The 25,816-nt window shown below is 70.5% G+C and carries 18 protein-coding genes and 3 rRNA genes; 13 read left to right on the top strand and 8 right to left on the bottom strand.

Features of this window, described 5'->3' with window-relative positions:
* The first annotated feature begins 332 nt into the window (after positions 1-332).
* The gene (locus ACQ614_RS24715) at positions 333-632 is read left to right on the top strand and encodes a DUF4193 domain-containing protein (protein WP_030277357.1); all 300 of its coding nucleotides are present in this window, start codon (positions 333-335) and stop codon (positions 630-632) included.
* 320 nt (positions 633-952) lie between these two features.
* Here the strand turns inward: ACQ614_RS24715 and ACQ614_RS24720 are convergent, their stop codons facing one another.
* A complete protein-coding gene (locus ACQ614_RS24720) occupies positions 953-1,402 on the bottom strand; it encodes a DUF3093 domain-containing protein (protein ID WP_431680851.1) in 450 nt (149 codons plus the stop codon).
* 183 nt (positions 1,403-1,585) lie between these two features.
* Here ACQ614_RS24720 and ACQ614_RS24725 point away from each other — a divergent pair, with 183 nt between their 5' ends.
* The 6 genes from ACQ614_RS24725 (at position 1,586) to rrf (ending at position 8,957) form a co-directional block, all read left to right on the top strand.
* Positions 1,586-2,128, top strand: coding sequence for a PaaI family thioesterase (locus ACQ614_RS24725; RefSeq protein ID WP_363491003.1), 543 nt, complete (start codon positions 1,586-1,588; stop codon positions 2,126-2,128).
* Positions 2,125-2,592 (top strand): dUTP diphosphatase, encoded by a 468-nt coding sequence (dut, locus tag ACQ614_RS24730; RefSeq protein ID WP_431680853.1) that lies wholly within the window; start codon positions 2,125-2,127, stop codon positions 2,590-2,592. Before ACQ614_RS24725 ends, dut begins: the two co-directional genes overlap by 4 nt.
* Positions 2,593-2,672: 80 nt before the next feature.
* A complete protein-coding gene (locus ACQ614_RS24735) occupies positions 2,673-3,461 on the top strand; it encodes a DUF3710 domain-containing protein (RefSeq protein ID WP_431680855.1) in 789 nt (262 codons plus the stop codon).
* 408 nt (positions 3,462-3,869) lie between these two features.
* Positions 3,870-5,384: ribosomal RNA gene (locus ACQ614_RS24740) — 16S ribosomal RNA — on the top strand.
* A 273-nt stretch (positions 5,385-5,657) separates the two neighbouring features.
* Positions 5,658-8,763 (top strand): 23S ribosomal RNA (locus ACQ614_RS24745).
* Between the two features lie 77 nt (positions 8,764-8,840).
* Positions 8,841-8,957, top strand: a 5S ribosomal RNA gene (gene rrf, locus ACQ614_RS24750).
* Together the 16S, 23S and 5S rRNA genes form the textbook arrangement of a ribosomal RNA operon.
* A gap of 70 nt (positions 8,958-9,027) precedes the next feature.
* On the opposite strand, the gene ACQ614_RS24755 is transcribed toward rrf, so the two are convergent.
* Together ACQ614_RS24755 and ACQ614_RS24760 are read right to left on the bottom strand one after the other, a co-directional pair.
* Complete coding sequence (locus tag ACQ614_RS24755) at positions 9,028-9,684, bottom strand: class I SAM-dependent methyltransferase (RefSeq protein ID WP_431680856.1); 657 nt, start codon at positions 9,682-9,684, stop codon at positions 9,028-9,030.
* 66 nt (positions 9,685-9,750) lie between these two features.
* On the bottom strand, positions 9,751-10,203 hold the full coding sequence (locus tag ACQ614_RS24760) for a GNAT family N-acetyltransferase (protein WP_363494570.1): 453 nt from the start codon (positions 10,201-10,203) through the stop codon (positions 9,751-9,753).
* A gap of 221 nt (positions 10,204-10,424) precedes the next feature.
* Between ACQ614_RS24760 and recD2 the strand changes: the two genes are divergently transcribed.
* The 3 genes from recD2 (at position 10,425) to ACQ614_RS24775 (ending at position 15,449) form a co-directional block, all read left to right on the top strand.
* On the top strand, positions 10,425-12,671 hold the full coding sequence (gene recD2, locus ACQ614_RS24765; protein WP_431680857.1) for an SF1B family DNA helicase RecD2: 2,247 nt from the start codon (positions 10,425-10,427) through the stop codon (positions 12,669-12,671).
* A 224-nt stretch (positions 12,672-12,895) separates the two neighbouring features.
* On the top strand, positions 12,896-14,185 hold the full coding sequence (locus ACQ614_RS24770) for a citrate synthase (RefSeq protein ID WP_431680859.1): 1,290 nt from the start codon (positions 12,896-12,898) through the stop codon (positions 14,183-14,185).
* Between the two features lie 544 nt (positions 14,186-14,729).
* Positions 14,730-15,449: an SDR family NAD(P)-dependent oxidoreductase gene (locus tag ACQ614_RS24775; protein WP_431680860.1), complete on the top strand. Its 720-nt coding sequence runs from the start codon at positions 14,730-14,732 to the stop codon at positions 15,447-15,449.
* 66 nt (positions 15,450-15,515) lie between these two features.
* On the opposite strand, the gene ACQ614_RS24780 is transcribed toward ACQ614_RS24775, so the two are convergent.
* Together ACQ614_RS24780 and ACQ614_RS24785 are read right to left on the bottom strand one after the other, a co-directional pair.
* On the bottom strand, positions 15,516-17,795 hold the full coding sequence (locus ACQ614_RS24780) for a heavy metal translocating P-type ATPase (protein WP_431680861.1): 2,280 nt from the start codon (positions 17,793-17,795) through the stop codon (positions 15,516-15,518).
* A 57-nt stretch (positions 17,796-17,852) separates the two neighbouring features.
* The gene (locus ACQ614_RS24785; RefSeq protein WP_431680862.1) at positions 17,853-18,071 is read right to left on the bottom strand and encodes a heavy-metal-associated domain-containing protein; all 219 of its coding nucleotides are present in this window, start codon (positions 18,069-18,071) and stop codon (positions 17,853-17,855) included.
* A 256-nt stretch (positions 18,072-18,327) separates the two neighbouring features.
* Here ACQ614_RS24785 and ACQ614_RS24790 point away from each other — a divergent pair, with 256 nt between their 5' ends.
* Entirely contained in the window at positions 18,328-19,515 is a 1,188-nt protein-coding gene (locus ACQ614_RS24790) for a PP2C family protein-serine/threonine phosphatase (RefSeq protein WP_431680863.1), read from the top strand.
* Between the two features lie 30 nt (positions 19,516-19,545).
* Here ACQ614_RS24790 and dhaL read toward each other — a convergent pair whose 3' ends face one another.
* On the bottom strand, positions 19,546-20,181 hold the full coding sequence (gene dhaL / locus ACQ614_RS24795; protein WP_431680864.1) for a dihydroxyacetone kinase subunit DhaL: 636 nt from the start codon (positions 20,179-20,181) through the stop codon (positions 19,546-19,548).
* Positions 20,182-20,236: 55 nt separating this feature from the next.
* Positions 20,237-21,232 (bottom strand): dihydroxyacetone kinase subunit DhaK, encoded by a 996-nt coding sequence (gene dhaK, locus ACQ614_RS24800; protein WP_431680865.1) that lies wholly within the window; start codon positions 21,230-21,232, stop codon positions 20,237-20,239.
* Between the two features lie 169 nt (positions 21,233-21,401).
* Between dhaK and dhaM the strand changes: the two genes are divergently transcribed.
* A complete protein-coding gene (gene dhaM, locus ACQ614_RS24805; RefSeq protein WP_431680866.1) occupies positions 21,402-21,794 on the top strand; it encodes a dihydroxyacetone kinase phosphoryl donor subunit DhaM in 393 nt (130 codons plus the stop codon).
* Between the two features lie 14 nt (positions 21,795-21,808).
* Here dhaM and ACQ614_RS24810 read toward each other — a convergent pair whose 3' ends face one another.
* Positions 21,809-23,503 carry a bifunctional 3'-5' exonuclease/DNA polymerase gene (locus ACQ614_RS24810; RefSeq protein WP_431680867.1) on the bottom strand — a complete coding sequence of 565 codons (1,695 nt, stop codon included), beginning with the start codon at positions 23,501-23,503 and terminating at the stop codon, positions 21,809-21,811.
* 258 nt (positions 23,504-23,761) lie between these two features.
* Here ACQ614_RS24810 and ACQ614_RS24815 point away from each other — a divergent pair, with 258 nt between their 5' ends.
* Positions 23,762-25,786, top strand: a complete 2,025-nt coding sequence (locus tag ACQ614_RS24815) for a M3 family metallopeptidase (RefSeq protein ID WP_431680868.1) — start codon at positions 23,762-23,764, stop codon at positions 25,784-25,786.
* The last annotated feature ends 30 nt before the right edge of the window (positions 25,787-25,816 follow it).

Genomic DNA, 25,816 nt, shown 5'->3' on the forward strand with positions numbered 1-25,816 from the left:
GCGCGGTGGCGCACGGTGACCGTCGTCGGCCGCTGCAGATTTGTCGATCTGTCGCCAACCCTGCTGTCGGCAGGGCGAATTGGCGAGCGGCCGACCTGCCTGCTGCTACCCAAGGTAGCCGCTCCGGTCGGCCTGCAGGCCCGGGCGGGTGACCCCGCCCCGATGCGTTCGAGCCCCGTTCGGTCACCCCAACGGGTCCGAAACTGGGTGTCGATTGAGTAACGGGGCTTGAAGTAAGGCAAAATCTCCGCCTCGGGTCGGGCACAAGACCGACCCCCCACGCGTTACGTGCGCTGGAGATACCGCACACACCCAAAGGGGGAGAGCGAAACATGGCTACGGACTACGACACCCCACGCAAGACCGATGACGACCTCAACGAGGACAGCATCGAGGAACTGAAGGCGCGGCGGAACGAGAAGACGACCGGTTCGGTCGACATCGACGAGTTCGACGCTGCCGAAGGTCTGGAGCTCCCCGGCGCCGACCTCTCGAACGAGGAGCTGTCGGTCCGGGTGCTGCCGCGCCAGGCCGACGAGTTCACCTGCATGAGCTGCTTCCTGGTGCACCACCGCAGCCAGCTCTACAGCGAGAAGAACGGTCAGCCGATCTGCCGGGACTGCGGCGCCTGAGCACCGTGCGGAATGGCTCGGGTCCGACGCCTCACCGTCGGCCCGGCAGGCCACCCCGCCGGCCCTGGGCAGCAAGGCCGGAGGCAGCAGACGCGGCCCCCTCGGGGGACCGCACCCGCAGGTCGGGCGCCTGCGACCACAGGAGCGCTGGGACGGTCCGCGGATGCGGATCCGTCCCTCCTCCGTTTCCGGGGCCCTTCCGGGCCGCTCCGGGCCCGGGGCTCGGGCCCGGAGGCAAGCGGGCGGCGGACAGTGGGCGACTTCCGGCCCTTTTCCGCCTGCGGGCCGGACCTGCCGGCGGAGGCCCGGTCCGGCGCGGCTCAGCGCTGGGCGGCCCGGCGGGCACCCTGCAGCGCCTCCGCCAGCTTCTGCGGCGAGCGGGTCGACAGGTACAGGTACGGCGTCGGGTCGGCCGGGTCGGTGACCTCCACCTTCAGCGCCGTCGGAACGTAGCTGCGCAGCAGCATGAAGGCCCGTGAGTCGGCCTTCACCGAGCGCCAGGCGACCGCCTCGGCCGGGTTGAGGACCTCCGCGCCGCCGAGCGCGTCGACCGGGATGCGGGCCTGGCCGGCCACCAGCGACCCCTGGACGACCCGGATGCGGGCCGAGCCGTAGGAGCTGAGCGCGGCGGCGGTCGCGGCGATGCCGACGACGAGGCCGATCAGCGCCCCGATCGCGCTGAACCGCAGCATGACGAGGGCGAAGGAGACCCCGGTGACGAGCGGGAGCAGCCACCAGGACCGCGGGACCGTGAGGCGTTCGTCGTACATGCACCTATTGTGGGCGCTCGCCGGCGCCGGTCCGCCGCTGACCCTCCCCATCGGAAGCTACTCGCGGGTAGCATCGCGGCCGTGACCGGTTCCATCGCCTCCGCCCGGGCGCCGCAGAGCGCCGACGACACGCAGGGGGCCCGCCCCGCCCCCCTCACCCCGACGACGCCCCCGGCCGACGCCGTGCTGCCGCCCCGCGCCCCCGGGGCGCCGGCGCCCGGCACGCCGATCGGTCCGCACTACGACCTCTGCTTCGGCTGCGGGCCGCAGCGCCCCGAGGGCCTGCAGATCAGCGCGGTCGCCGGCGAGGGGCTGACGGTGGACGCGACCTTCACCGTCCGGGCGGTCCACCAGGGCGGCCCCGGCCTCGCCCACGGCGGCCTGCTCACCACGGCCATGGACGAGACCCTCGGCACCCTCAACTGGCTGCTGCACGCCCCGGCCGTGACCGGCAGGCTGGAGACCGACTTCGTCCGCCCGGTGCCGGTCGACAGCGTCCTGCACATCCACGCGTGGGTGACCGGTGTGCACGGGCGGAAGGTGTACAGCGCGGCCGAGGGCCGCATCGACGGCCCCGACGGCCCGGTCGCCATCCGGGCACAGGCGCTCTTCATCCAGGTGAAGCTGGAACACTTCACCACGCACGGTCGTCCCGAGGACATCAAGAAGGCCTTGGACGACCCGGACCTGTTCAAGCGCGCCAGAGCCTTCGAGGTGAACCCGTGACCAGCACCGCCCGTCCGCCGGTGGACGTCCTGATCAGGCGGATCGACGCCGATCTCCCGCTGCCCGCCTACGAGCACCCCGGCGACGCCGGCGCGGACCTCCGCACCACCGTCGACGCCGACCTCGCCCCCGGCGAGCGGGCCGTTCTTCCCACCGGTGTAGCCATTGCGCTTCCGGACGGTTACGCGGCGTTCGTACACCCGCGGTCGGGGCTCGCAGCTCGTTGCGGAGTTGCCCTTGTGAACGCCCCGGGGACGGTCGATGCCGGGTACCGTGGTGAGATCAAGGTGATCGTCGTCAACTTGGACCCGCGCGAGGCCGTCAGCTTCCGCCGAGGGGACCGCATCGCCCAGCTGGTCATTCAGCAGGTCGAGCGGGCGAGTTTCCACGAGGTTGAGGAGCTGCCCGGATCGGCGCGAGCCGAAGGCGGGTTCGGGTCGACCGGCGGCCACGCCGCGGTCTAGCATGCCCGCGGTCTCGCAGTAGCCGAGCAGGTATTCGCTTCGGTCTTGGATTCGGTCTTGGACCGGGAAGGACAGTGACCGTGTTCCGTCGTCGCCACAAGAGCGAGGACGCTGTCGAGCAGCTCGCCGAGGACGCCACCAGCGCCGACGAGACGGCCGATGACGTCGAAGGTTCCGCCGAGAGCGAGAACGACACCGAGCTCGACCCGGCGGACCGGGTCGGACTGCCGCCGGCACCGCGTCCGGACGGCCCGTGGGACTTCTCCGAGCTCGAGAAGCCCGAGGAGGGGCGAGTGGACCTCGGGGGTCTGCTGGTCCCCGGGGTCGAAGGCATGGAGCTCCGGGTCGAGGTCGCCGGTGACGCGATCGTCGCCGCGACGCTCGTCCTCGGCAACAGCGCGATCCAGCTCCAGGCGTTCGCCGCCCCCAAGTCCGAGGGCATCTGGGGCGAGGTCCGTGAGGAGATCGCCAACGGCATCACCCAGCAGGGCGGCCTCATCGAGGAGGAGGAGGGCCCGATCGGCTGGCACCTCCGCGCCCAGGTCCCCGTCCAGCTGCCCGACGGCACCCAGGGCGCACAGCTGGTGCGGTTCGTCGGCTGCGACGGCCCGCGCTGGTTCCTGCGCGGTGTGATCTCCGGCCAGGCGGCCGTGCAGCCCGAGATGGCCGGCATCCTGGAGGAGATCTTCCGCCAGACCGTCGTCGTCCGCGGCGAGGCCCCGATGGCACCGCGCGACCCGATCGTGCTGAAGCTTCCCGAGGACGCCCAGATGGTGGCCGACGGCACCCCCACCGAGGGCGGCGACCAGCGCTACAGCGCCTCGCTGGACCCCTTCGCCCGCGGCCCGGAGATCACCGAGGTCCGCTGAGTCGAGCACCTCGCCTCCGTCCGGTTGTGAGCCGGGCGGAGGCGATTTGCTTGCGGGGCCCCGGGCCCCGTACAGTTCCGGAGTCGCGCCGAGAGGGGCGACGAAAGCGAGTCGAAGGAAAACGCCCGGTGAAACGGGCCGGAAATCCTCTGATAAGCTGGAAACACGAAAGAGCGAAACGCCCGGAGGGTCCGCTGGAAGGCGGTCCGAAGGAAGTGTCCGTTCCTTGAGAACTCAACAGCGTGCCAAAAGTCAACGCCAGATATGTTGACATCCCCGGCCGGTCCGTGTGGATCGGTTGGAGATTCCTTTGGAAATAACACAGCGAGGACGCAGTGCGCGGGGCCGCCCTATTCCGGTGGTTGCCGTGCCGCTCAACGCGAGTGTGCACCCGATAACGGGTCATCATTCACGGAGAGTTTGATCCTGGCTCAGGACGAACGCTGGCGGCGTGCTTAACACATGCAAGTCGAACGGTGAAGCCCTTCGGGGTGGATCAGTGGCGAACGGGTGAGTAACACGTGGGCAATCTGCCCTGCACTCTGGGACAAGCCCTGGAAACGGGGTCTAATACCGGATACGACCCGCCCCTGCATGGGGGTGGGTGGAAAGCTCCGGCGGTGCAGGATGAGCCCGCGGCCTATCAGCTTGTTGGTGGGGTAATGGCCTACCAAGGCGACGACGGGTAGCCGGCCTGAGAGGGCGACCGGCCACACTGGGACTGAGACACGGCCCAGACTCCTACGGGAGGCAGCAGTGGGGAATATTGCACAATGGGCGAAAGCCTGATGCAGCGACGCCGCGTGAGGGATGACGGCCTTCGGGTTGTAAACCTCTTTCAGCAGGGAAGAAGCGCAAGTGACGGTACCTGCAGAAGAAGCACCGGCTAACTACGTGCCAGCAGCCGCGGTAATACGTAGGGTGCGAGCGTTGTCCGGAATTATTGGGCGTAAAGAGCTCGTAGGCGGCCTGTCGCGTCGGATGTGAAAGCCCGGGGCTTAACCCCGGGTCTGCATTCGATACGGGCAGGCTGGAGTGTGGTAGGGGAGATCGGAATTCCTGGTGTAGCGGTGAAATGCGCAGATATCAGGAGGAACACCGGTGGCGAAGGCGGATCTCTGGGCCATTACTGACGCTGAGGAGCGAAAGCGTGGGGAGCGAACAGGATTAGATACCCTGGTAGTCCACGCCGTAAACGTTGGGAACTAGGTGTTGGCGACATTCCACGTCGTCGGTGCCGCAGCTAACGCATTAAGTTCCCCGCCTGGGGAGTACGGCCGCAAGGCTAAAACTCAAAGGAATTGACGGGGGCCCGCACAAGCAGCGGAGCATGTGGCTTAATTCGACGCAACGCGAAGAACCTTACCAAGGCTTGACATACGCCGGAAACTGGTAGAGATATCAGCCCCCTTGTGGTCGGTGTACAGGTGGTGCATGGTTGTCGTCAGCTCGTGTCGTGAGATGTTGGGTTAAGTCCCGCAACGAGCGCAACCCTTGTTCTGTGTTGCCAGCGAGTAATGTCGGGGACTCACAGGAGACTGCCGGGGTCAACTCGGAGGAAGGTGGGGACGACGTCAAATCATCATGCCCCTTATGTCTTGGGCTGCACACGTGCTACAATGGCCGGTACAAAGGGCTGCGATGCCGCGAGGCGGAGCGAATCCCCAAAAGCCGGTCTCAGTTCGGATTGGGGTCTGCAACTCGACCCCATGAAGTTGGAGTTGCTAGTAATCGCAGATCAGCATGCTGCGGTGAATACGTTCCCGGGCCTTGTACACACCGCCCGTCACGTCACGAAAGTCGGTAACACCCGAAGCCGGTGGCCTAACCCTTGGGAGGGAGCCGTCGAAGGTGGGACCAGCGATTGGGACGAAGTCGTAACAAGGTAGCCGTACCGGAAGGTGCGGCTGGATCACCTCCTTTCTAAGGAGCACACAGCAGCTTCGGACGAGTGTTCCGGAGTGCTCGCTCATGGGTGGAACGTTGACTATTCGGCACACACGGTAAGGGGTCACCAGTACTGCTCTTCGGGGCGTGGAACGTGGATCACCGCCGGGTGGGTCGGGCACGCTGTTGGGTCCTGAGGGAACGATGGTTTCCTCGTGGATGCCGGTCCCATGCGACGCAGCCTTCGGGTTGCCGAGGGTGGGTGTCTGGTCGTTGTTTGAGAACTGCACAGTGGACGCGAGCATCTGTGGCCAAGTTTTTAAGGGCGCACGGTGGATGCCTTGGCACCAGGAACCGATGAAGGACGTGGGAGGCCGCGATAGGCCCCGGGGAGCTGTCAACCGAGCTTTGATCCGGGGGTGTCCGAATGGGGAAACCCGGCAGTCGTCATGGGCTGTCACCCATACCTGAACACATAGGGTATGTGGAGGGAACGCGGGGAAGTGAAACATCTCAGTACCCGCAGGAAGAGAAAACAACCGTGATTCCGGGAGTAGTGGCGAGCGAAACCGGATGAGGCCAAACCGTCATGGTGTGAGACCCGGCAGGGGTTGCCGTGACGGGGTTGTGGGAGTGGGCTTGACCGGTCTGCCGGCCGGTCGGCGAGTCAGAAACCGTTGGTGTAGTCGAAGGACATGCGAAAGGTCCGGCGTAGAGGGTAAGACCCCCGTAGACGAAACATCAGCGGCTTGCTTGCCTATTTCCCAAGTAGCACGGGGCCCGAGAAATCCCGTGTGAATCTGGCGGGACCACCCGCTAAGCCTAAATATTCCCTGGTGACCGATAGCGGATAGTACCGTGAGGGAATGGTGAAAAGTACCGCGGGAGCGGAGTGAAATAGTACCTGAAACCGTGTGCCTACAAGCCGTGGGGGCAGTCTTCGGACTGTGACTGCGTGCCTTTTGAAGAATGAGCCTGCGAGTTTGCGGTGTGTAGCGAGGTTAACCCGTGTGGGGTAGCCGTAGCGAAAGCGAGTCCGAATAGGGCGTTCGAGTTGCATGCCCAAGACCCGAAGCGGAGTGATCTAGCCATGGGCAGGTTGAAGCGCGGGTAAGACCGTGTGGAGGACCGAACCCACCAGGGTTGAAAACCTGGGGGATGACCTGTGGTTAGGGGTGAAAGGCCAATCAAACTCCGTGATAGCTGGTTCTCCCCGAAATGCATTTAGGTGCAGCGTCGCGTGTTTCTTGCCGGAGGTAGAGCACTGGATAGGCGATGGGCCTCACCGGGTTACTGACCTTAGCCAAACTCCGAATGCCGGTAAGTGAGAGCGCGGCAGTGAGACTGTGGGGGATAAGCTCCATGGTCGAGAGGGAAACAGCCCAGAACACCGACTAAGGTCCCCAAGCGTGTGCTAAGTGGGAAAGGATGTGGAGTCGCAGAGACAACCAGGAGGTTGGCTTAGAAGCAGCCACCCTTGAAAGAGTGCGTAATAGCTCACTGGTCAAGTGATTCCGCGCCGACAATGTAGCGGGGCTCAAGCACACCACCGAAGTCGTGTCATTCACAGAATACGCCCAACGGCGCTGTGGATGGGTAGGGGAGCGTCGTGTGCCGGGTGAAGCGGCCGAGGAATCGAGTCGTGGACGGTTCACGAGTGAGAATGCAGGCATGAGTAGCGATACAAGAGTGGGAAACTCTTGCGCCGATTGACCAAGGGTTCCTGGGTCAAGCTGATCTGCCCAGGGTAAGTCGGGACCTAAGGCGAGGCCGACAGGCGTAGTCGATGGACAACGGGTTGATATTCCCGTACCCGCTGTGAAGCGCCAACGCTGAACCCTCTGATGCTAAGCCCGTGAAGCCGCCCCGGATCCTTCGGGTGAAGGGGAGTGGTGGAGCCGGCGGCCCAAGGTGGTAGTAGGTGAGCGATGGGGTGACGCAGGAAGGTAGTCCAGCCCGGGCGGTGGTTGTCCCGGGGTAAGGGTGTAGGCCGAGTGATAGGCAAATCCGTCACTCATCAAGGCTGAGACCCGATGCCGAGCCGATTGTGGTGAAGTGGATGATCCTATGCTGTCGAGAAAAGCCTCTAGCGAGTTTCATGGCGGCCCGTACCCCAAACCGACTCAGGTGGTCAGGTAGAGAATACCGAGGCGTTCGGGTGAACTGTGGTTAAGGAACTCGGCAAAATGCCCCCGTAACTTCGGGAGAAGGGGGGCCAGCCCCGGTGACGAGTCTTGCACTCCGAGCTGGGGGTGGCCGCAGAGACCAGCGAGAAGCGACTGTTTACTAAAAACACAGGTCCGTGCGAAGCCGTAAGGCGATGTATACGGACTGACGCCTGCCCGGTGCTGGAACGTTAAGGGGACCGGTTAGTCCGATTTCGGTCGGGCGAAGCTGAGAACTTAAGCGCCAGTAAACGGCGGTGGTAACTATAACCATCCTAAGGTAGCGAAATTCCTTGTCGGGTAAGTTCCGACCTGCACGAATGGCGTAACGACTTCTCGACTGTCTCAACCACAGGCCCGGTGAAATTGCATTACGAGTAAAGATGCTCGTTTCGCGCAGCAGGACGGAAAGACCCCGGGACCTTTACTATAGCTTGATATTGGTGTTCGGTTCGGCTTGTGTAGGATAGGTGGGAGACTTTGAAACCCAAACGCCAGTTTGGGTGGAGTCGACGTTGAAATACCACTCTGGTCGTGCTGGATGTCTAACCTGGGTCCGTGATCCGGATCAGGGACAGTGTCTGGTGGGTAGTTTAACTGGGGCGGTTGCCTCCTAAAGGGTAACGGAGGCGCCCAAAGGTTCCCTCAGCCTGGTTGGCAATCAGGTGTTGAGTGTAAGTGCACAAGGGAGCTTGACTGTGAGACTGACGGGTCGAGCAGGTACGAAAGTAGGGACTAGTGATCCGGCGGTGGCTTGTGGAAGCGCCGTCGCTCAACGGATAAAAGGTACCCCGGGGATAACAGGCTGATCTTCCCCAAGAGTCCATATCGACGGGATGGTTTGGCACCTCGATGTCGGCTCGTCGCATCCTGGGGCTGGAGTAGGTCCCAAGGGTTGGGCTGTTCGCCCATTAAAGCGGTACGCGAGCTGGGTTTAGAACGTCGTGAGACAGTTCGGTCCCTATCCGCTGTGCGCGTAGGAGTGTTGAGAAGGGCTGTCCCTAGTACGAGAGGACCGGGACGGACGAACCTCTGGTGTGCCAGTTGTCCTGCCAAGGGCATGGCTGGTTGGCTACGTTCGGGAGGGATAACCGCTGAAAGCATCTAAGCGGGAAGCCTGCTTCGAGATGAGCACTCCCACCTCCTGGAGAGGGTAAGGCTCCCAGTAGACGACTGGGTTGATAGGCCGGATATGGAAGCCCCGTGAGGGGTGGAGTTGACCGGTACTAATAGGCCGAGGGCTTGTCCTCAGTTGCTCGCGTCCACTGTGTTGGTTCTGAAACCACGAACAGGCCTTGTGCCGGTCGTTCGATGTGTTTCACAGTGTTTCGGTGGTCATAGCGCGAGGGAAACGCCCGGTCACATTCCGAACCCGGAAGCTAAGCCTCGTAGCGCCGATGGTACTGCAGGGGGGACCCTGTGGGAGAGTAGGACGCCGCCGAACAATTCTTCAGAGAAGCCCCGCCCGGGTCCCGGGCGGGGCTTCTCGCATTTCCGGATAAATCCGGGCCGAATCAGACCCTGGCCACCATGGCGTAGCGCTCGTCGCGCACCGGCCGGCCCCACAGCAGCTCGTCGCCGCTCAGCGGTGTGGTGCTGAGTTCGGTGACGTGCGGGCGGAGTGCAGCGGCGAGGTCCCGGGAGCGTACGCCGCCGTTCCAGGGGAGGGGCTGGGCGCCGGGTGCGTACGGGGAGCTGTCGTCGTCGGCCTCGTGCCAGCGGCCCTCGATGAGCAGCAGGGTGCCGCCGGGGCGGAGGAGGGTGACCCAGTGGCGCAGTGCGGCGTGCGGGTCGGGGAGCGTCCACACCAGGTGCCGGGAGAGCAGGACGTCGTAACCGCCGGTGCGCTGCGGCGGATCGGTGGCGTCGGCGATGCGGAAGTCCGCGTCGAGACCGGTGGCGGCGAGTTTGGCGCGAGCGTGCGCGATCATGCGCGGGGCGAGGTCGACCCCGGTGACGTGGTGGCCCTGCTGTGCGAGGAGCAGCGAGAGCGAGCCGGTGCCGCAGCCGACGTCGAGGACGTGGGCGGGAGGGTCCGGCAGCCAGTCGCGCAGGCGGGCGGCCCAGGCGGCGTGGGTCGCCGGGTGGCGCAGGCCGTGGTCGGGCTCGTCGTCGAAGGTGGCGGCGGCTGCGTCCCAGAAGGCGGTGATCGGGGAGCGTGGGTCGGTCATCGGCCGAGTCTGGCAGGGAGGACCGACAGGCGGGGCGCAGCCGCGCGCGGAAAACCCCGGTGCGGCCTACAGGGCGAGCTTGAAGCCGAGGTGGGAGGCGGTGAAGCCGAGGCGCTCGTAGAAGCGGTGGGCGTCGGTGCGGGTGGCGTCCGAGGTGAGTTGGACGAGTTCGGCGCCGAGTTCGCGGGAGCGGTCGACGGCCCATTCGATCATGGTGGTGCCGAGGCCGCTGCCGCGTTCGTCGGCGTGGATGCGGACGCCTTCGACGATGGTGCGAGTGGCGCCGCGGCGGGAGAGGCCGGGGACGACGGTGAGTTGCAGGGTGCCGACGGTGCGGCCGAGGCGTTCGGCGACGACCAGGTGCTGGTGGGGATCGGCGGCGATGCGGGCGAAGGCCTCCTGGTAGGGGGTGGGGTCGTCCGGGGATTCGCGGGTGGCGCCGAGGGGGTCGTCGGCGAGCATGGCGACGATCGCGGGCAGGTCGGCGGCGGTCGCGGGCCGGATGGCGAGGTCGGTCATGGGGCGACCCTACGCCGGTTCGACGGTCTGTCACCCGTGAGGGTGGTCGCGCGGCCGTCCACGGGGCCTTTCCGCCCCGCGGAACGGTGGTTTCACCAGTGGCGTGCCCGGCTGTCCGCGCGGGGAGGTACCGTGCGTGGCACAGCGGTCACCAGCATCGACGGCCACCCGCTTCCAGCGGTCACCGGCATCGAGCGTTCGCCAGCACCGGGAGGGGCCTCGTGGCCACGGACGGCCGGCAGGCCAAGCAGCAACAGCAGGGGCCTCCGCGGCAGCTCGCCCAGGTCGAGGGCGTGCTGGAGCGGATCACCTATGCCAATGAGGAGACCGGGTACACGGTGGCCCGGGTGGACACCGGGCGCGGGGCGAACGACCTGCTGACGGTGGTGGGGGCGCTGCTGGGGGCGCAGCCGGGCGAGTCGCTGCGGATGTTCGGGCGCTGGGGTTCGCATCCGCAGTACGGGCGGCAGTTCACGGTCGAGAACTACACGACGGTGCTGCCGGCGACGGTGCAGGGCATCCGGCGGTACCTGGGGTCGGGGTTGATCAAGGGGATCGGGCCGCGGTTCGCGGAGCGGATCGTGGATGCGTTCGGTGTGGACACGCTGGACGTGATCGAGCAGGAGCCGGGCCGGCTGATCGAGGTGCCGGGGCTGGGGCCGAAGCGGACGAAGATGATCGCGGCGGCGTGGGAGGAGCAGAAGGCCATCAAGGAGGTGATGGTCTTCCTGCAGGGCGTGGGGGTGTCGACCTCGCTGGCGGTGCGGATCTACAAGAAGTACGGGGACTCCTCGATCGGGGTGGTGAAGAACGAGCCGTACCGGTTGGCGGCGGACGTGTGGGGGATCGGGTTCCTGACGGCGGACCGGATCGCGCAGGCGGTGGGGATTCCGCACGACTCGCCGGAGCGGGTGAAGGCGGGGCTGCAGTACGCGCTGTCGCAGAGCAGCGACCAGGGGCACTGCTATCTGCCGGAGGAGCGGCTGATCGCGGACGGGGTGAAGCTGCTGCAGGTGGACGTCGGGCTGGTGATCGACTGCCTGGCGGAGCTGGTGGCGGAGGAGGGGGTCGTCCGGGAGTCGGTGCCGGGGGAGGGCGGCCTGCCGGTGTCGGCGGTGTACCTGGTGCCGTTCCACCGGGCCGAGGTGTCGTTGTCGAACCAGGTGCTGCGGTTGTTGAACGCGGACGCGGACCGGATGCCGGGGTTCGCGGGGGTGGACTGGGAGGCGGCGCTGGCCTGGCTGGCGCGGCAGACGGGGGCCGAACTGGCGCCGGAGCAGCGGGAGTCGGTGAAGCTGGCGCTGACCAGGAAGGTGGCGGTGCTGACGGGCGGCCCGGGGTGCGGCAAGTCGTTCACGGTGCGGTCGATCGTGACGCTGGCGCTGGCGAAGCGGGCGAAGGTGGTGCTGGCGGCGCCGACGGGGCGGGCGGCGAAGCGGTTGGCGGAGCTGACGGGGGCGGAGGCGTCGACGGTGCACCGGTTGCTGGAGCTGCGACCGGGCGGGGAGGCGGCGTACGACCGGGACCGGCCGCTGGATGCGGACCTGGTGGTGGTGGACGAGGCGTCGATGCTGGACCTGATCCTGGCGAACAAGCTGGTGAAGGCGGTGGCGCCGGGGGCGCACCTGCTGTTCGTGGGGGACGTGGACCAGTTGCCGTCGGTGGGGGCGGGCGAGGTGCTGCGGGACATGCTGTCGGAGGGGAGCCCGGTCCCGTCGGTGCGGTTGACCCGGATCTTCCGGCAGGCGCAGCAGTCGGGGGTGGTGACCAATGCGCACCGGATCAACGAGGGTCTGCCGCCGGTGACGGAGGGGCTGCCGGACTTCTTCCTGTTCGCGGAGGAGGACGCGGAGCGGGCGGCGGGGCTGACGGTGGACGTGGTGGCGCGGCGGATTCCGCAGCGGTTCGGGCTGGATGCGCGGCGGGACGTCCAGGTGCTGGCACCGATGCACCGGGGTCCTGCGGGGGCGGGGAACCTGAACACGCTGTTGCAGGCCGCGGTGACGCCGGCCCGGGAGGGGCTGGCGGAGCGGCGGTTCGGCGGGCGGACGTTCCGGGTGGGGGACAAGGTGACGCAGATCCGCAACAACTACGAGAAGGGGGCGAACGGCGTGTTCAACGGCACGGTGGGGGTGGTCACTTCGCTGAGTGTCGAGGAGCAGCGGCTGACGGTGCGGACGGACGAGGACGAGGAGGTGGGCTACGACTTCGACGAGCTCGACGAGTTGGCGCATGCGTATGCGGTGACCATTCACCGCTCGCAGGGGAGCGAGTACCCGGCGGTGGTGATTCCGGTCACTACATCGGCATGGTCGATGCTTCAGAGAAATCTGCTCTACACGGCCGTGACGAGGGCGAAGCGACTGGTTGTACTGGTGGGGTCACGGAGGGCGATCGGCCAGGCGGTCCGGGCCGTCAGTGCAGGTCGGAGGCATTCTGCGCTTGATCATCGGCTTGCGGTTGGATGATCCGGCGGGGGTGCGGTACGGTCCCGGGTTGTCTTGACGTGAAGAGATTTAAGGCGGAACCTGGTCTGGTGCCGATCTTGTCCGGTTCACACCGGCTTCGGCGACAGGTTTTGTATGGCGGGCCCCTTTTCGGCCCACCCCGGGTGCGCGGCTGTCCTCCGGATGGGGGATCGTAGGAACGTCAGGGCACTCGGATGAGAATTCATTTCGTCGGTGAGGAAGACGTGAGCGACAACTCGGTAGTACTGCGGTACCAGGACGGCGAGTACGAGTACCCCGTCGTCGAGAGCACTGCGGGCAACGCCGGCTTCGACATCTCGAAGCTGCTCCCGCAGACCGGCCTGGTCACCCTGGACAACGGCTTCGGCAACACCGCCGCCTACAAGTCCGCGATCACCTTCGTGGACGGCGACAACGGCATCCTGCGCTACCGCGGTTACCCGATCGAGCAGCTCGCGGAGCGCGGCAACTTCATCGAGACCGCGTACCTGCTGATCAACGGTGAGCTGCCCAAGGCCGAGGAGCTGTCGGCCTTCACCAACGAGATCACCCAGCACACCCTGCTGCACGAGGACGTCAAGCGCTTCTACCAGGGCTTCCCGCGGGACGCCCACCCGATGGCGATGCTGTCCTCGGTGGTCGGCGCGCTCTCCACCTTCTACCCGGAGAGCCACAACCCGTTCGACGCGGCCCAGCGCCACCTGTCCACGGTACGCCTGCTGGCGAAGCTCCCGACGATCGCGGCCTACGCCTACAAGAAGGCCATGGGCCAGCCGTTCGTCTACCCGCGCAACGACCTGGGCTACGTCGAGAACTTCCTGCGGATGACGTTCGCCGTCCCCGCGGAGGACTACGAGCTCAACCCGGTCGTGGTGAACGCCCTGGACAAGCTGCTGATCCTGCACGCGGACCACGAGCAGAACTGCTCGACCTCCACGGTGCGCCTGGTCGGCTCCAGCCACGCCAACCTGTTCGCCTCGATCTCGGCGGGCATCTCGGCGCTGTGGGGCCCGCTGCACGGCGGCGCCAACCAGGCCGTGCTGGAGATGCTGGAGCAGATCCAGAAGGACGGCGGCGACGTCGACGCGTTCATCCGCAAGGTGAAGAACCGCGAGGACGGCGTCAAGCTGATGGGCTTCGGCCACCGCGTGTACAAGGCGTTCGACCCGCGCGCCGCGCAGGTCAAGCTCCTGGCGCACGAGGTGCTCGGCCAGCTCGGCAAGACCGACGAGCTGCTCGACATCGCCCTGAAGCTCGAGGAGCACGCGCTCAGCGACGACTTCTTCGTCTCGCGCAAGCTCTACCCGAACGTGGACTTCTACACGGGCCTGATCTACCGCGCCATGGGCTTCCCGACCAGCATGTTCACCGTGCTGTTCGCGCTGGGCCGGCTGCCCGGCTGGATCGCCCACTGGCACGAGATGATCAACGACCCGACCAGCCGCATCGGCCGTCCGCGGCAGATCTACACCGGCACCGCGATCCGCGACTACGTGGAGCTCGGCGACCGCTGACCCGGTTCGTGCGAAGGGCCCGGCCGCTCCCTCGGGAGTGCCGGGCCCTTCGGCGTGCCTGCGGCGGGCGCCGCGGCCCGCAGGGAGGTCCCGGCGCACGGCACCCGGGTGCGACCGTGCCAGGAACGGCCGCTCAAAGCGTCCCTGACCCTCGCACCCCGGCGCCGTGCGCTGTGCCGCCGAAACCGTCGGCGGCCGTACCGGGGCCCGCCGGAGCCCCGTTCGCGGCAGCCACCGGTGCGGAGGCGTGAAGCCGTTCGCCACACCGCCGCGGGCCGGAAAAAACAACCGCAGTACACACGGTATGACGTATCCGGGGTCCGGGAGTTACGTTCCGGGAGTGTGAGTTGCCTCTCTCCACGCTCCGTGTGCGCGCGGTGCCTGACCCGGCCGCGCGGTCCGTCCCCTTATCACACGCTTTCCGGCGCGCTGCGTCACCCTCCCCGCAGCCTTCGCAACCCAGCGTGATAGGAATCGAGCTATTCCGGTACGGACCGTCCGCACGCTGTGCGGCGCGGCGTCGGGGCAGGGAGGGAGTGCGTAGATGACCAGGAACGTCGTCGTCACCGGTGGCGGCACCGGCATCGGGTACGAGGTGGCCCGCCGGTTCGCCGATGCGGGGGAGCGCGTCGTGATCGTCGGGCGTCGGCGCGCGGTGCTGGAGCAGGCGGCCGCCGAGCTCGGCGACAACGTCACGCCGCTGGTCTGCGACCTCGCCGACCCGGACGCCGTGGAGGCGGCCCTGACCGCCCTGCCCGCCACCGTGGACGTCCTGGTCAACAACGCGGGCAGCCGGGAGACGGTGATCGGCGCCGGCCCGCACGCCGTCCTCGCCCGCTGGCGCGGCGACTTCGAGCGCAACGTGCTCACCGTGGTGCTGCTCACCGAGTCCATCAGGGAACGGCTGACGCCGGGCTCCGGCCGCGTCGTGACGGTCAGCTCCATCGCCGCCCTGCGCGGCGCCGGCTCGTACGGGGCGGCGAAGGCCTCGCTGCACGCGTGGAACCACTTCCTGGCCGCGCAGCTCGGCCCGTCCGGGATCACCGCGAACATCGTGGCGCCGGGCACCGTGTCGGGCACCGAGTTCTTCGGCCCGCGGCTGGACGAGGCCGAGGTCTCCCGCCGGGCCGCCCGCACCCTGCTCGGCCGGATCGGCGAGCCCGGCGAGGTCGCCGCGGCCGTCTACTTCCTGGCCTCCCCGGAGGCCGGCTTCATCACCGGCGAGATCCTGCACTGCAACGGCGGCGAGCTGCTCGGCCGTTGAGCCCGCACGTGCGACGGCCCCGGGCGGACACCGCCCGGGGCCGTCGGCCCTTTTGGTTGTGGTGCCTCAGGACGCGTCGAAGCGGCGCAGCCGCAGGCTGTTGGTGACCACGAAGACCGAGGAGAAGGCCATGGTGGCGGCCGCCACCACCGGATTGAGCAGCCCGGCCGCGGCCAGCGGGATCGCCGCCACGTTGTAGGCGAAGGCCCAGAACAGGTTGCCCTTGATGGTGGCCAGGGTGCGGCGGGAGAGCCGGATGGCGTCGCCCGCCGTGCGCAGGTCGCCGCGGACGAGGGTGAGGTCGCCCGCCTCGATGGCGGCGTCGGTGCCGGTGCCCATGGCGAGGCCGAGATCGGCCTGGGCGAGCGCGGCGGCGTCGTTGACCCCGTCGCCGACCATCGCCACCGAGCGCCCCTCGGCCTGCAGCCGGCGCACGGTGGCGACCTTGTCCTCGGGCAGCACCTCGGCGAGGACGTCCTCGGCGGGGATGCCGACCTCGGCGGCGACCGCCTCGGCGACGGCCCGGTTGTCGCCGGTGAGCAGCACCGGGCGCAGGCCGAGCGCGCGCAGGTCGGCGATGGCGGCGGCGCTGGTCGGCTTCACCGTGTCGGCGATCTCCAGGACGGCCCGGGCGGAGCCGTCCCAGCCGACCGCGACGGCGGTGCGCCCGGCCTGCTCGGCCGCGGTGCGGGCGGCGGCGAGCTCCGGCGGCAGCGGCATGGCGCGGGCGGTGAGCAGCGCCTCGCGGCCGGCGGTCACGGCGCGGCCCTCGACGGTGCCCTGCACACCGAGGCCGGGCACGTTGGCGAAGCCGTCGACGGCGGGCAGCGGGCCGGTGCGCTCGGCCGCGGCAGCGGCGACCGCCGCGGCGACCGGGTGCTCGGAGGCGTGCTCCAGGGCTCCGGCCAGGCGCAGCACCTCGTGCTCGTCGGTGCCGTCGGCGGTGTGCACGGCGACCAGGGACATCCGGCCGGTGGTGACGGTGCCGGTCTTGTCGAGGACGATCGTGTCGACCCGGCGGGTGGTCTCCAGCACCTCGGGGCCCTTGATGAGGATGCCGAGCTGGGCGCCGCGGCCGGTGCCGACCATCAGTGCGGTGGGCGTGGCCAGGCCGAGGGCGCACGGGCAGGCGATGATCAGCACGGCGACGGCGGCGGTGAACGCCGCGGTGGGGCCGTTGCCGAGCAGCAGCCAGGCCACCAGGGTGGCCAGCGCGGTGAGGATGACCAGCGGGACGAAGACGGCGGAGATCCGGTCGGCGAGGCGCTGGGCGGCGGCCTTGCCGTTCTGGGCCTCCTCGACGAGCTTGGCCATCCGGGCGAGCTGGGTGTCGGCGCCGACCCGGGTGGCCTCGACGACCAGGCGGCCGCCGGCGTTGACGGTGGCTCCGGTGACGGTGTCGCCGACCGCGACCTCGACCGGTACGGACTCCCCGGTGAGCATCGAGGCGTCCACGGCGGACGCGCCCTCGACGACCGTGCCGTCGGTGGCGATCTTCTCGCCGGGGCGGACCACGAAGCGCATGCCGACGGCCAGCCGGCCGACCGGGACGCGCTCCTCGCGGCCGTCGCGGAGCACTGCGACGTCCTTCGCGCCGAGGTCCAGCAGGGCGTGCAGGGCGGCGCCCGCGCGCCGCTTGGAGCGGGCCTCCAGCCAGCGGCCGAGCAGGATCAGGGTGGTGACGGCGGCGGCGGTCTCCAGGTAGAGGGTGGCGGAGGCGTCGCCGGTGCCGACCGTCAGGGAGAAGCCGTGCCGCATGCCGGGCATGCCGGCGTCGCCGAGGAACAGCGCCCACACCGACCAGCCGAAGGCGGCGAGGGTGCCGAGCGAGATCAGGGTGTCCATGGTCGCGGCGCCGTGCCTGAGGTTCGTCCAGGCGGCGCGGTGGAACGGCGCTCCGCCGTACACCACGACCGGCCCGGTCAGCGCGAACGCCAGCCACTGCCAGTTGTCGAACTGTAGGGCGGGGACCATCGACAGCAGGACCACCGGGACGGACAGCACCGCGCTGACCAGCAGCCGGTCGCGCAGCGGATCCGGCTCGCGGCCCGCGGCGGACCCCTCCGGCCCCGTGGCGGACTCCGCGGCCGGCTCGGGAGCGGGCGGCGGGGGGAGCTCCGCGGTGTAGCCGGTGCGTTCGACGGTGGCGATCAGCTCGGCGACGTCGATGCCGGGGGCGAAGTCCACGCGCGCCTTCTCGGTCGCGAAGTTGACGCTCGCCTCGACGCCCTCCATCCGGTTGAGCTTCTTCTCGATCCGGGCGGCGCAGGAGGCGCACGTCATGCCGCCGATCGACAGTTCGACGCGCTGCTGGGCGGTGCCTGTGTCCTGCACGGTAGTGCTCATCTCAGCTGCTCCTCGGGCGACGGGTCGGGGCGCGGGGTCGCCGCGCCCCCGCGGCGGTCAGACGGTGCGGCCGACGAGCTCGTAGCCGGCCTCGTCCACGGCGGCGCGGACCTGCTCGTCGTCGAGCGGGGCGGCGGAGGAGACCGTTACGGTGCCGGTCTTGGCGTCGGCGGCGACCCCGGTCACCCCGGGGATGCCGGACAGCTCGGAGTTCACCGACTTCTCGCAGTGGCCGCAGCTCATGCCGGTGACGGTGTAGGTGACGGTGCTGGACATGAGTACCTCCGTGGTCTCGCGGCGCGGCCTGCTGCGCGCTCATTCTCTGCCAACACCATACCCCCCTGGGGTATTCCGGGCAGCCGGGGGGGCTGTGGCATGTATCTCGGGCCCCGGCGCGCGCAGCCCCGCGCCGTGCGGACAGAGGGTGGCCACGCGGATGCGCGGCGACGGATGCGGCCCTCGGGCATGTCGCCCCCTCGGCGGGCGGCGGTGTGCGCCGCGCCCCGACGGGCTGTCCGATATGTTCGGTTATGTGTTCCGGATCAGCCGAGCCCAGCGCGCCGCAGCGCCCGACGCCACCGGGCTGGCCCCGGCCCGCCGCAGGTCCGCGATGCTCGCCACCGACCTGCAGGACCTCTCCTTCCGGCGCCGGGCCACCCCGGCGCTGCTCGCCATCCTGGTCATCTCGCTGGTCGACTTCTTCACCGGACAGGACCGCTACCTGGCCCCGCTGATGGTCGTCGTGCCGTCCATCGCCTCACTGCTGCTGACCCCCGTCGAAGTCCTGATGGTCTGCGGCGTCGGCTTCCTCTCCCTGCTGTGGCTGAGCAACTACGACCAGGTCGCCACCTTCAACGACAGCCGCTTCCTGCTCGGCGCACTGCTCAGCTACGTCGTGCTCACCGCGGTCAGCGCCTTCGTGGCCGAGCTGCGCATGCGCCGCGCCGCCGCCTTCGCCGCCGTCAGCTCCGTCGCCGAGGCCGCCCAGCGCGCCCTGCTGCGCCGCCCCGGACCGACCGTCGGGCCGCTGCGGCTGGCCGTGCGCTACGTCTCCGCCGCGGACGCCGCGCGGATCGGCGGCGACCTCTACTCCGTCCTGGAGACCCCGCACGGCACCCGGGTCCTGGTCGGCGACGTCCGCGGCAAGGGCCTGGGCGCCGTGCAGACCGCCGCCGTGGTGCTCGGCGCCTTCCGCGAGGCCGCGTACGACGAGGAGCGGCTGGCCTCGGTCGCGGCGCGGATCGAGGCCAGCGTCGAACGGCACGTGCCGGACGGCGAGTTCACCACGGCGCTGTTCGCCGAGTTCCGCGAGCCCGGCTCGGTGGAGCTGATGCACTTCGGCCACGTGCCGCCGATCCGCGTCCACGCCGACGGCACCGCCGACGTCCTGGAGGCCGCCGAGCCCTGGGTGCCGCTCGGGCTCGGCCCGCTGGCCCCCGGCGAACCCGTCAGCATGCGGCGGCCGTTCGGACCGGACGACGTCATGGTGCTGTGCACCGACGGGGTGGTCGAGGCCCGCCACCACCGCACCGGCGAGTTCTACCCGCTCGCCGAACGGGTCGGCCCGCTGGTACGCGGCGCCGCCCGCTCCGCCGCCGAACTGGAGTCCGCCGTCGGCCGCGTCTACGCCGACCTGCTCGTCCACACCGGCGGTGAACTCGGCGACGACGCCCTGCTGATGCTGGTCAGCCGTCCCGGCGAGCACCATCACCACCAGTAGGAACAAGTGCCCCCAGCGCCCCTGAGTGGTTCACCGTTCCCGGCAGGTGTCGGCCAGGGTGGCGAAGAGCAGGGCGGTCGAGGCCGCTCCCGGGTCGAGGTGGCCGGCGCTGCGGGGGCCCAGGTAGGAGGCCCGGCCCTTGCGGGCCACCAGCGGCACGGTGGATCGCGCCCCCTGCTCGGCGGCCGCGGCGGCTGCCTGCGCCGCGGCCGGCAGCCCGTCGCCCGCCGCGGCCCGGAAGGCCTCAGCGGCCGGGACGAACGCATCCACCATGGTCTTGTCGCCAGGCTGCGCGCCGCCCAGCCCCTGCACCGCCGCCAGCGCCGCATCGAGCGCCCCGGCCACCTCCGCGGGCCCGGCCGCCGTCTCGCCGAGCGACTTGCCCGCGGCCCGCAGGGCGCTCCCGTACAGCGGTCCCGAGGCGCCGCCGACCGTCGAGATCAGGGTGCGGCCGGCCGTCGCCAGCACCGTGCCGGGCGAATCCCCGGCCGCCCCGGCGTCCAGCGCGGCCAGTACGGCGGTGAAGCCGCGGCGCAGGTTGCTGCCGTGGTCCCCGTCGCCGATCGCGGCGTCCAGTGCGGTCAGTTCGGCCTCGTGCGCGGTGACGGCCGCGGCGAGTGCGCGGAGCCAGGTCTCGGTGCGGGCGGTGTCCAGGACGGCGTCCACGGGCGTGGAATCCTCTCGGCCGGTACGGGCTCGGGCGGTGTCCGCCCGCGGGGCTTCAGGACCAGGTCAGGGCGGGGGTGGCGACCGGGGCGTCCCACAGTTGCAGCAGCTCGGGGTCGGCCTTGGTGAGGGTCAGTGAGAAGCCCGCCATGTCCAGGCTGGTCACGTAGTTGCCGACCAGGCTGCGGGCGATCCGCACCCCGGCCGCGTCCAGCCGGGCCCGGACCTCGCCGAAGACCACGTACAGCTCCAGCAGGGGGGTCGCGCCCATCCCGTTGACGAGGGCGATCACCTCGTCGCCGGAGGCGAGGTCGTGGTCGGCGAGGACGGTGTCGACCACCTCGGCGACCAGGTCGCGGGCCGGGCGCAGCGGCTCGCGGCGGCGGCCCGGTTCGCCGTGGATGCCGACGCCGACCTCGATCTCGTCCTCGGGCAGGTCGAAGCCGGGGCGGCCCGCGGCCGGCACGGTGGCGGCGGTCAGCGCGATCGCGAACGAGCGGGACGCGGCGTTCACCCGCTCGCCGACGGCGGCGACCTCGGCCAGCGGCGCGCCGCGTTCGGCGAGGGCGCCGGCGGCCTTCTCCACGGCGACGGTCGCCCCGGTGCCGCGGCGGCCCGCCGTGAAGGTGGAGTCCTGCACGGCCACGTCGTCGTCGACCAGGACGGTCGCCACCTCGATGCCCTCCTCGGCGGCGAGTTCGGCGGCGAGCGAGAAGTTGAGGACGTCACCCGTGTAGTTCTTCACGATGAACAGCACCCCGCCGCCGGTGTGCACGGCCCGGGCGGCGGCCAGCATCTGGTCGGGGACGGGCGAGGTGAAGACCTCGCCCGGGCAGGCGGCGTCCAGCATGCCCGTCCCGACGAAGCCGACGTGCAGCGGCTCGTGGCCGGAGCCGCCGCCGGAGACCAGCGCCACCTTGCCCGCCCCGGCCGGGGTCGCGCGGCGGACCACCCGGGCGGCTGCGTCCACCGCCAGCTCCGGATGTGCGGCGGCGACGCCGGCGAGGGCGTCCGCCAGGACGGTCTCCGGGCTGTTGATCAGCTTCTTCACGCGGCACTCCCTCGGGCGCGGCTCTCCGGGCCCGACGTTACGCCGGACACCCCCGGGGACCGGGCGCTGCGACACGCCGTAGCCCCGCCCGGCCCCGCCGCGCCAGGGGCCGGCGCGAGCCGCTCCGGGGACGACCGGCGTCGGGCGGTGCCGTGGGTAGGGTGCGGGCATGGCTGCACCGGTGGGCGTCGTCCTGGTCTCGCACAGCCCGGCGCTGGCCGCCGGACTGGCCGAACTGCTGGCCGAACTGGGGTCCGGCACCGTCCGGGTGGCGCTCGCCGCCGGCACCGCGGACGGCCGGCTCGGCACCAGCGACGAGAAGGTGGCCCGCGCCCTCGACGAGGCGGACGGGGGCGGCGGCGCGGCCGTCCTGGCCGACCTCGGCAGCGCAGTGATGACGGTGAAACTGGTGCTCGCGGAGCGGCCGGGCGGCCGGGCCGTGCTGGCCGATGCGCCGTTCGTCGAGGGCGCCGTCGCCGCGGTGGTCACCGCCTCCACCGGGGCCGCGCTGGACGAGGTGGTGCGCGCCGCCGAGGAGGCCCGCGGCTTCCGCAAGCTCTGACCGGGCGGCTGCTGCTACTTGGCGTCGGCGTAACAGTCGACCACCGCGGTGCTCATCGGGAAGCGCACCGGGGTGTCGCCGAAGACCAGCACCCTGGCCTCCTCCGCGGCCGCCGCCACCTCCCCGGCGACCCGGTCGGCGAGGTCGGCCGGGGCGTGCACCACCACCTCGTCGTGCTGGAAGAACACCAGGTGCGGCCGGTCGGCCCCGGAGGACAGCCCGGCCAGCCGGCGGCGCAGCGCGGCCAGCAGGGCGAGTGCCCAGTCGGCGGCGCTGGCCTGGATGACGAAGTTGCGGGTGAAGCGGCCGCGGGCGCGGGCCGAGCGGCCGCCGGCCTCGCCCGCCGTCTCCGGGGCCTCGGTCAGGTCGAGCCAGTCCGCGGACGGCGGCGGGCAGGTGCGGCCCAGCCGGGAGCGGACGATGCCGCCGTCCTCGCCGGTGCGCGCGGCGGCCTCCACATAGCCCATGGCGGCCGGGTAGCGCCGCCGCAGGGTGGCCAGCAGCGGGCCGATGTCGCCGCTGGTCTGCCCGTACATGGCGCCGAGCAGGCCGAGCTTGGCCTTGCCGCGGTCGCCGTGGAAGGCGGTCGCGGCGAGCGCCTCGTACAGGTCGCCCTCGGCGGCGGTGCGGGCCAGCCCGGCGTCCTGGGACAGCGCGGCGAGCACCCGCGGCTCCAGCTGCGCCGCGTCGGCGACGACCAGTGCCCATCCCGGGTCGGCGACCACGGCGCGGCGCAGGATGCGCGGGATCTGCAGCGCCCCGCCACCGCGCGTCGCCCAGCGGCCGGAGACCACCCCGCCGACCACGTACTCCGGCCGGAAGCGGCCGCCGCGCGCCCAGGCGGCCTGCCAGGCCCAGCCGTGCGCGGCGTGCAGCCGGGACAGCTCCTTGTAGCGGATCATCAGCTCGGCGGCCGGGTGGTCGACGCGGCGCAGCTCCCAGCTGCGGGTGGAGGACAGGTGGATGCCCTGCTCGGCGAAGGCCTTCAGCACCTGGCCGTGCGAGTCCGGGTTGAACGGGCGGCCGCCGAGCGACTGCTGCAGCTCGACGGAGAGCTCGGCCAGCCGGCGCGGCTGGGTGCCGGGGATCTGCGGGCGCGGGCCGAGCAGCTCGGTGAGCAGCAGGTCGTGCAGGTCGCTGCGCCAGGGCAGGCCGTCGCGGGCCATCTCGGCGGCGAGCAGGCCGCCGGCCGACTCGGCGGCCGCCAGCAGCCGGAAGCGGTGGCGCTCGGCGGGGTCGTCGATCGCCGCCGTCCGCCGCAGCTGTTCGGCGTGGACGGCCACCACGGCCTCCAGCGGGTCGGCGCCGGGCGGCAGTTGCAGCCGGTCGGGGGCGAACAGGCCGTCCTGCTCGTCCTCGGCGGCGGCGCTCTCGGGGAGGTCGGCGGGCACCGGGAGCCCGCGCAGCCGGGCCCAGGCGGCGCCGAGCGAGCGGGGCTCGCCCCAGCGGCCCTCGTGGCCGAGCAGCAGCGGCTCGGTGAGCCGAAGGTCGTGGCTGCGGGCGAGCCGGACGGGCAGCAGCGGCGCGTACGCGCTGTCGGCGGAGGCGAACACCCAGCGCGGCTGACCGGCGGCCTCCACCTCGGCGACCGCCGCGGCGAGCGAGGGGGCGTGCTGCGGCGGGCCGAGCGGGCCGCCGTCGTCGGCGAGCGGCTGCAGGCGGCCGCCGGGGCCGTGCGGGTCGGGGACCAGGGCGTACCGGGGGGCCATCGGTGGCCTCCTCCCGTCTCTCGTCGGCGGCAGCCGGGCAGGTGCTCGGGCGTGCGGCATGGGTACGGAGGGCCGGGCGGCCCTGCTTCCGACCGTAGCGCGCACCACCGACAACGCCCGGCCGACGCGGGGGCGGCACCGGCGCCCGCGCCCGGTCGGGCCGGCTCCGTGGGCCCGCGCGGCGGGGTTCCGCCAGCGGGCGGAAGCCGCCTCCCGAGCCCGTAGGCAGTGGTGGTGACAGCGCGTAGGGTCGGCGGAATGAGCGACAACCCCTTCTACGGGACCAGCACCCTGGTCCACGAGCTGCCGCCCTTCGCCGAGATCCGCGAGGAGCACTACCTGCCGGCGTTCGAGCGGGGCATGGCGCTGCAGCTCGCCGAGATCGCCGCGATCGTGGCCGACCCGGAGCCGCCGACCTTCGACAACACGGTGGTGGCGCTCGAGCGTTCGGGTGCGCTGCTGCGCCGCGTCCGGCTGGCCTTCGAGAACCAGGGGGACTCCGACACCAGCCCCGGCCTGCAGGAGCTGGACGCGGTGATCAGCCCGCGGCTGGCCGGCCACCGGGACGCGATCCACCTGGACGCCGGGCTGTTCGCCCGGGTCGACACCCTGTACCGCAGCCGCAAGAGCCTCGCTCTGGACGGCGAGTCGCTGCGGCTGCTGGAGCGCCACCACACCGCCTTCGTCCGCGCCGGCGCCGAACTGCCGGCCGCCGACCAGCAGCGGCTGCGCGAGATCAACGCCGAACTCGCCGCCGCGGCGACCGCCTTCCGCCGCAACCTGATGGAGGACACCCGGGCCCGCGCGATCGTCGTGGACGACGCCGGGCAGCTTGCCGGGCTGTCGCCGGACGCCGTCGCCGCCGCGGCCGAGAACGGCCGCGCCCTCAGCCGCCCCGGCTCGTACGTGCTCAGCCTGAAGAACTTCTCCAACCAGACCGAGCTCGCCCAGCTCGCCGACCGGTCGCTGCGCGAGCGCCTGCTCGCGGCCTCGCTCGGACGGGCCGCCGGGGCCAACGGGCCGCTGGCGATCACCATGGCCACGCTGCGGGCCGAGCGCGCCGCCCTGCTCGGCCACCCCAGCCACGCCGCGTACGTGGTGGCGGACGAGACCGCGGGCAGCGTCGCCGCGGTGGACGCGATGCTCGGCCGCCTCGCCGGCCCCGCGGTCGCCAACGCCGAGCGTGAGGCCGCCGAACTGCTCGCCGCCGCCCGCGCCGACGGCCTCACCGAGATCGCCGCCCACGACTGGGCGTACTACGCGGAGCGGGTGCGGCAGACCTCGTACCAGGTGGACGCGGCGGAGCTGCGCCCCTACCTGGAGCTCGAGCGGGTGCTGCACGACGGCGTGTTCTTCGCGGCCAACCTCGCCTACGGGGTGAGCTTCACCGAACGGCCGGAGCTGGTGGCGTACCACCCGGACGCCCGGGTCTTCGAGGCGTTCGACGAGGACGGCACCTCGATGGGCCTGTTCCTCGGCGACTTCTTCGCCCGCGACTCCAAGCGCGGCGGCGCCTGGATGAACGAACTGGTGCAGCAGTCGCACCTGCTGGGCAAGCGGCCGGTGGTGGTCAACAACCTCAACATCGCCAAGCCGGCGCCGGGCGAGCCCGCGCTGCTCACCTGGGACGAGGTGCGCACCCTCTTCCACGAGTTCGGGCACGCCCTGCACGGGCTGTTCTCCGACGTCCGCTACCCGCTCTTCTCGGGCACCGAAGTGCCGCGCGACTTCGTGGAGTTCCCCTCCCAGGTCAACGAGATGTGGATGACCCGGCCCGAGGTGCTGGCCAACTACGCCCGCCACCACGCCACCGGGGAGCCGCTGCCGGACGCCCTGGTGGAGCGGATGGCGGCCGCGGAGTCCTTCGGTGTCGGCTTCCGCACGGTCGAGTACCTGGGCGCGGCCGTGATCGACTGGGCCTGGCACACCCTCCCGGCGGGCCACGAGGTTGCGGACGCCGAGGAGTTCGAGGCGCAGGCGCTGGCCCGGGCCGGCCTGACGGTGGCGGCGGTGCCGCCGCGCTACCGGACGCCGTACTTCAGCCACGTCTTCGCGGGCGACTACAGCGCCGGGTACTACGCCTACATCTGGTCCGAGGTGCTGGACGCGGACACCGTCGAGTGGTTCGACGGCAACGGCCGCAGTGTCCGGGAGAGCGGTGAGGTGTTCCGGCGCGAGCTGCTCGCCCGCGGCGGCAGCCGTCCGGCGCTGGACTGCTTCCGCGCCGTGGTCGGCCGCGACCCGGAGATCGGTCCGCTGCTGGCCCGCCGCGGCCTGGTCTGACCGGCCGCGGCGGGGAGCACCTCTCTCCCG

This window comes from Kitasatospora dryopteridis (genome assembly GCF_050749075.1).
Classification (GTDB): Bacteria; Actinomycetota; Actinomycetes; order Streptomycetales; family Streptomycetaceae; genus Kitasatospora.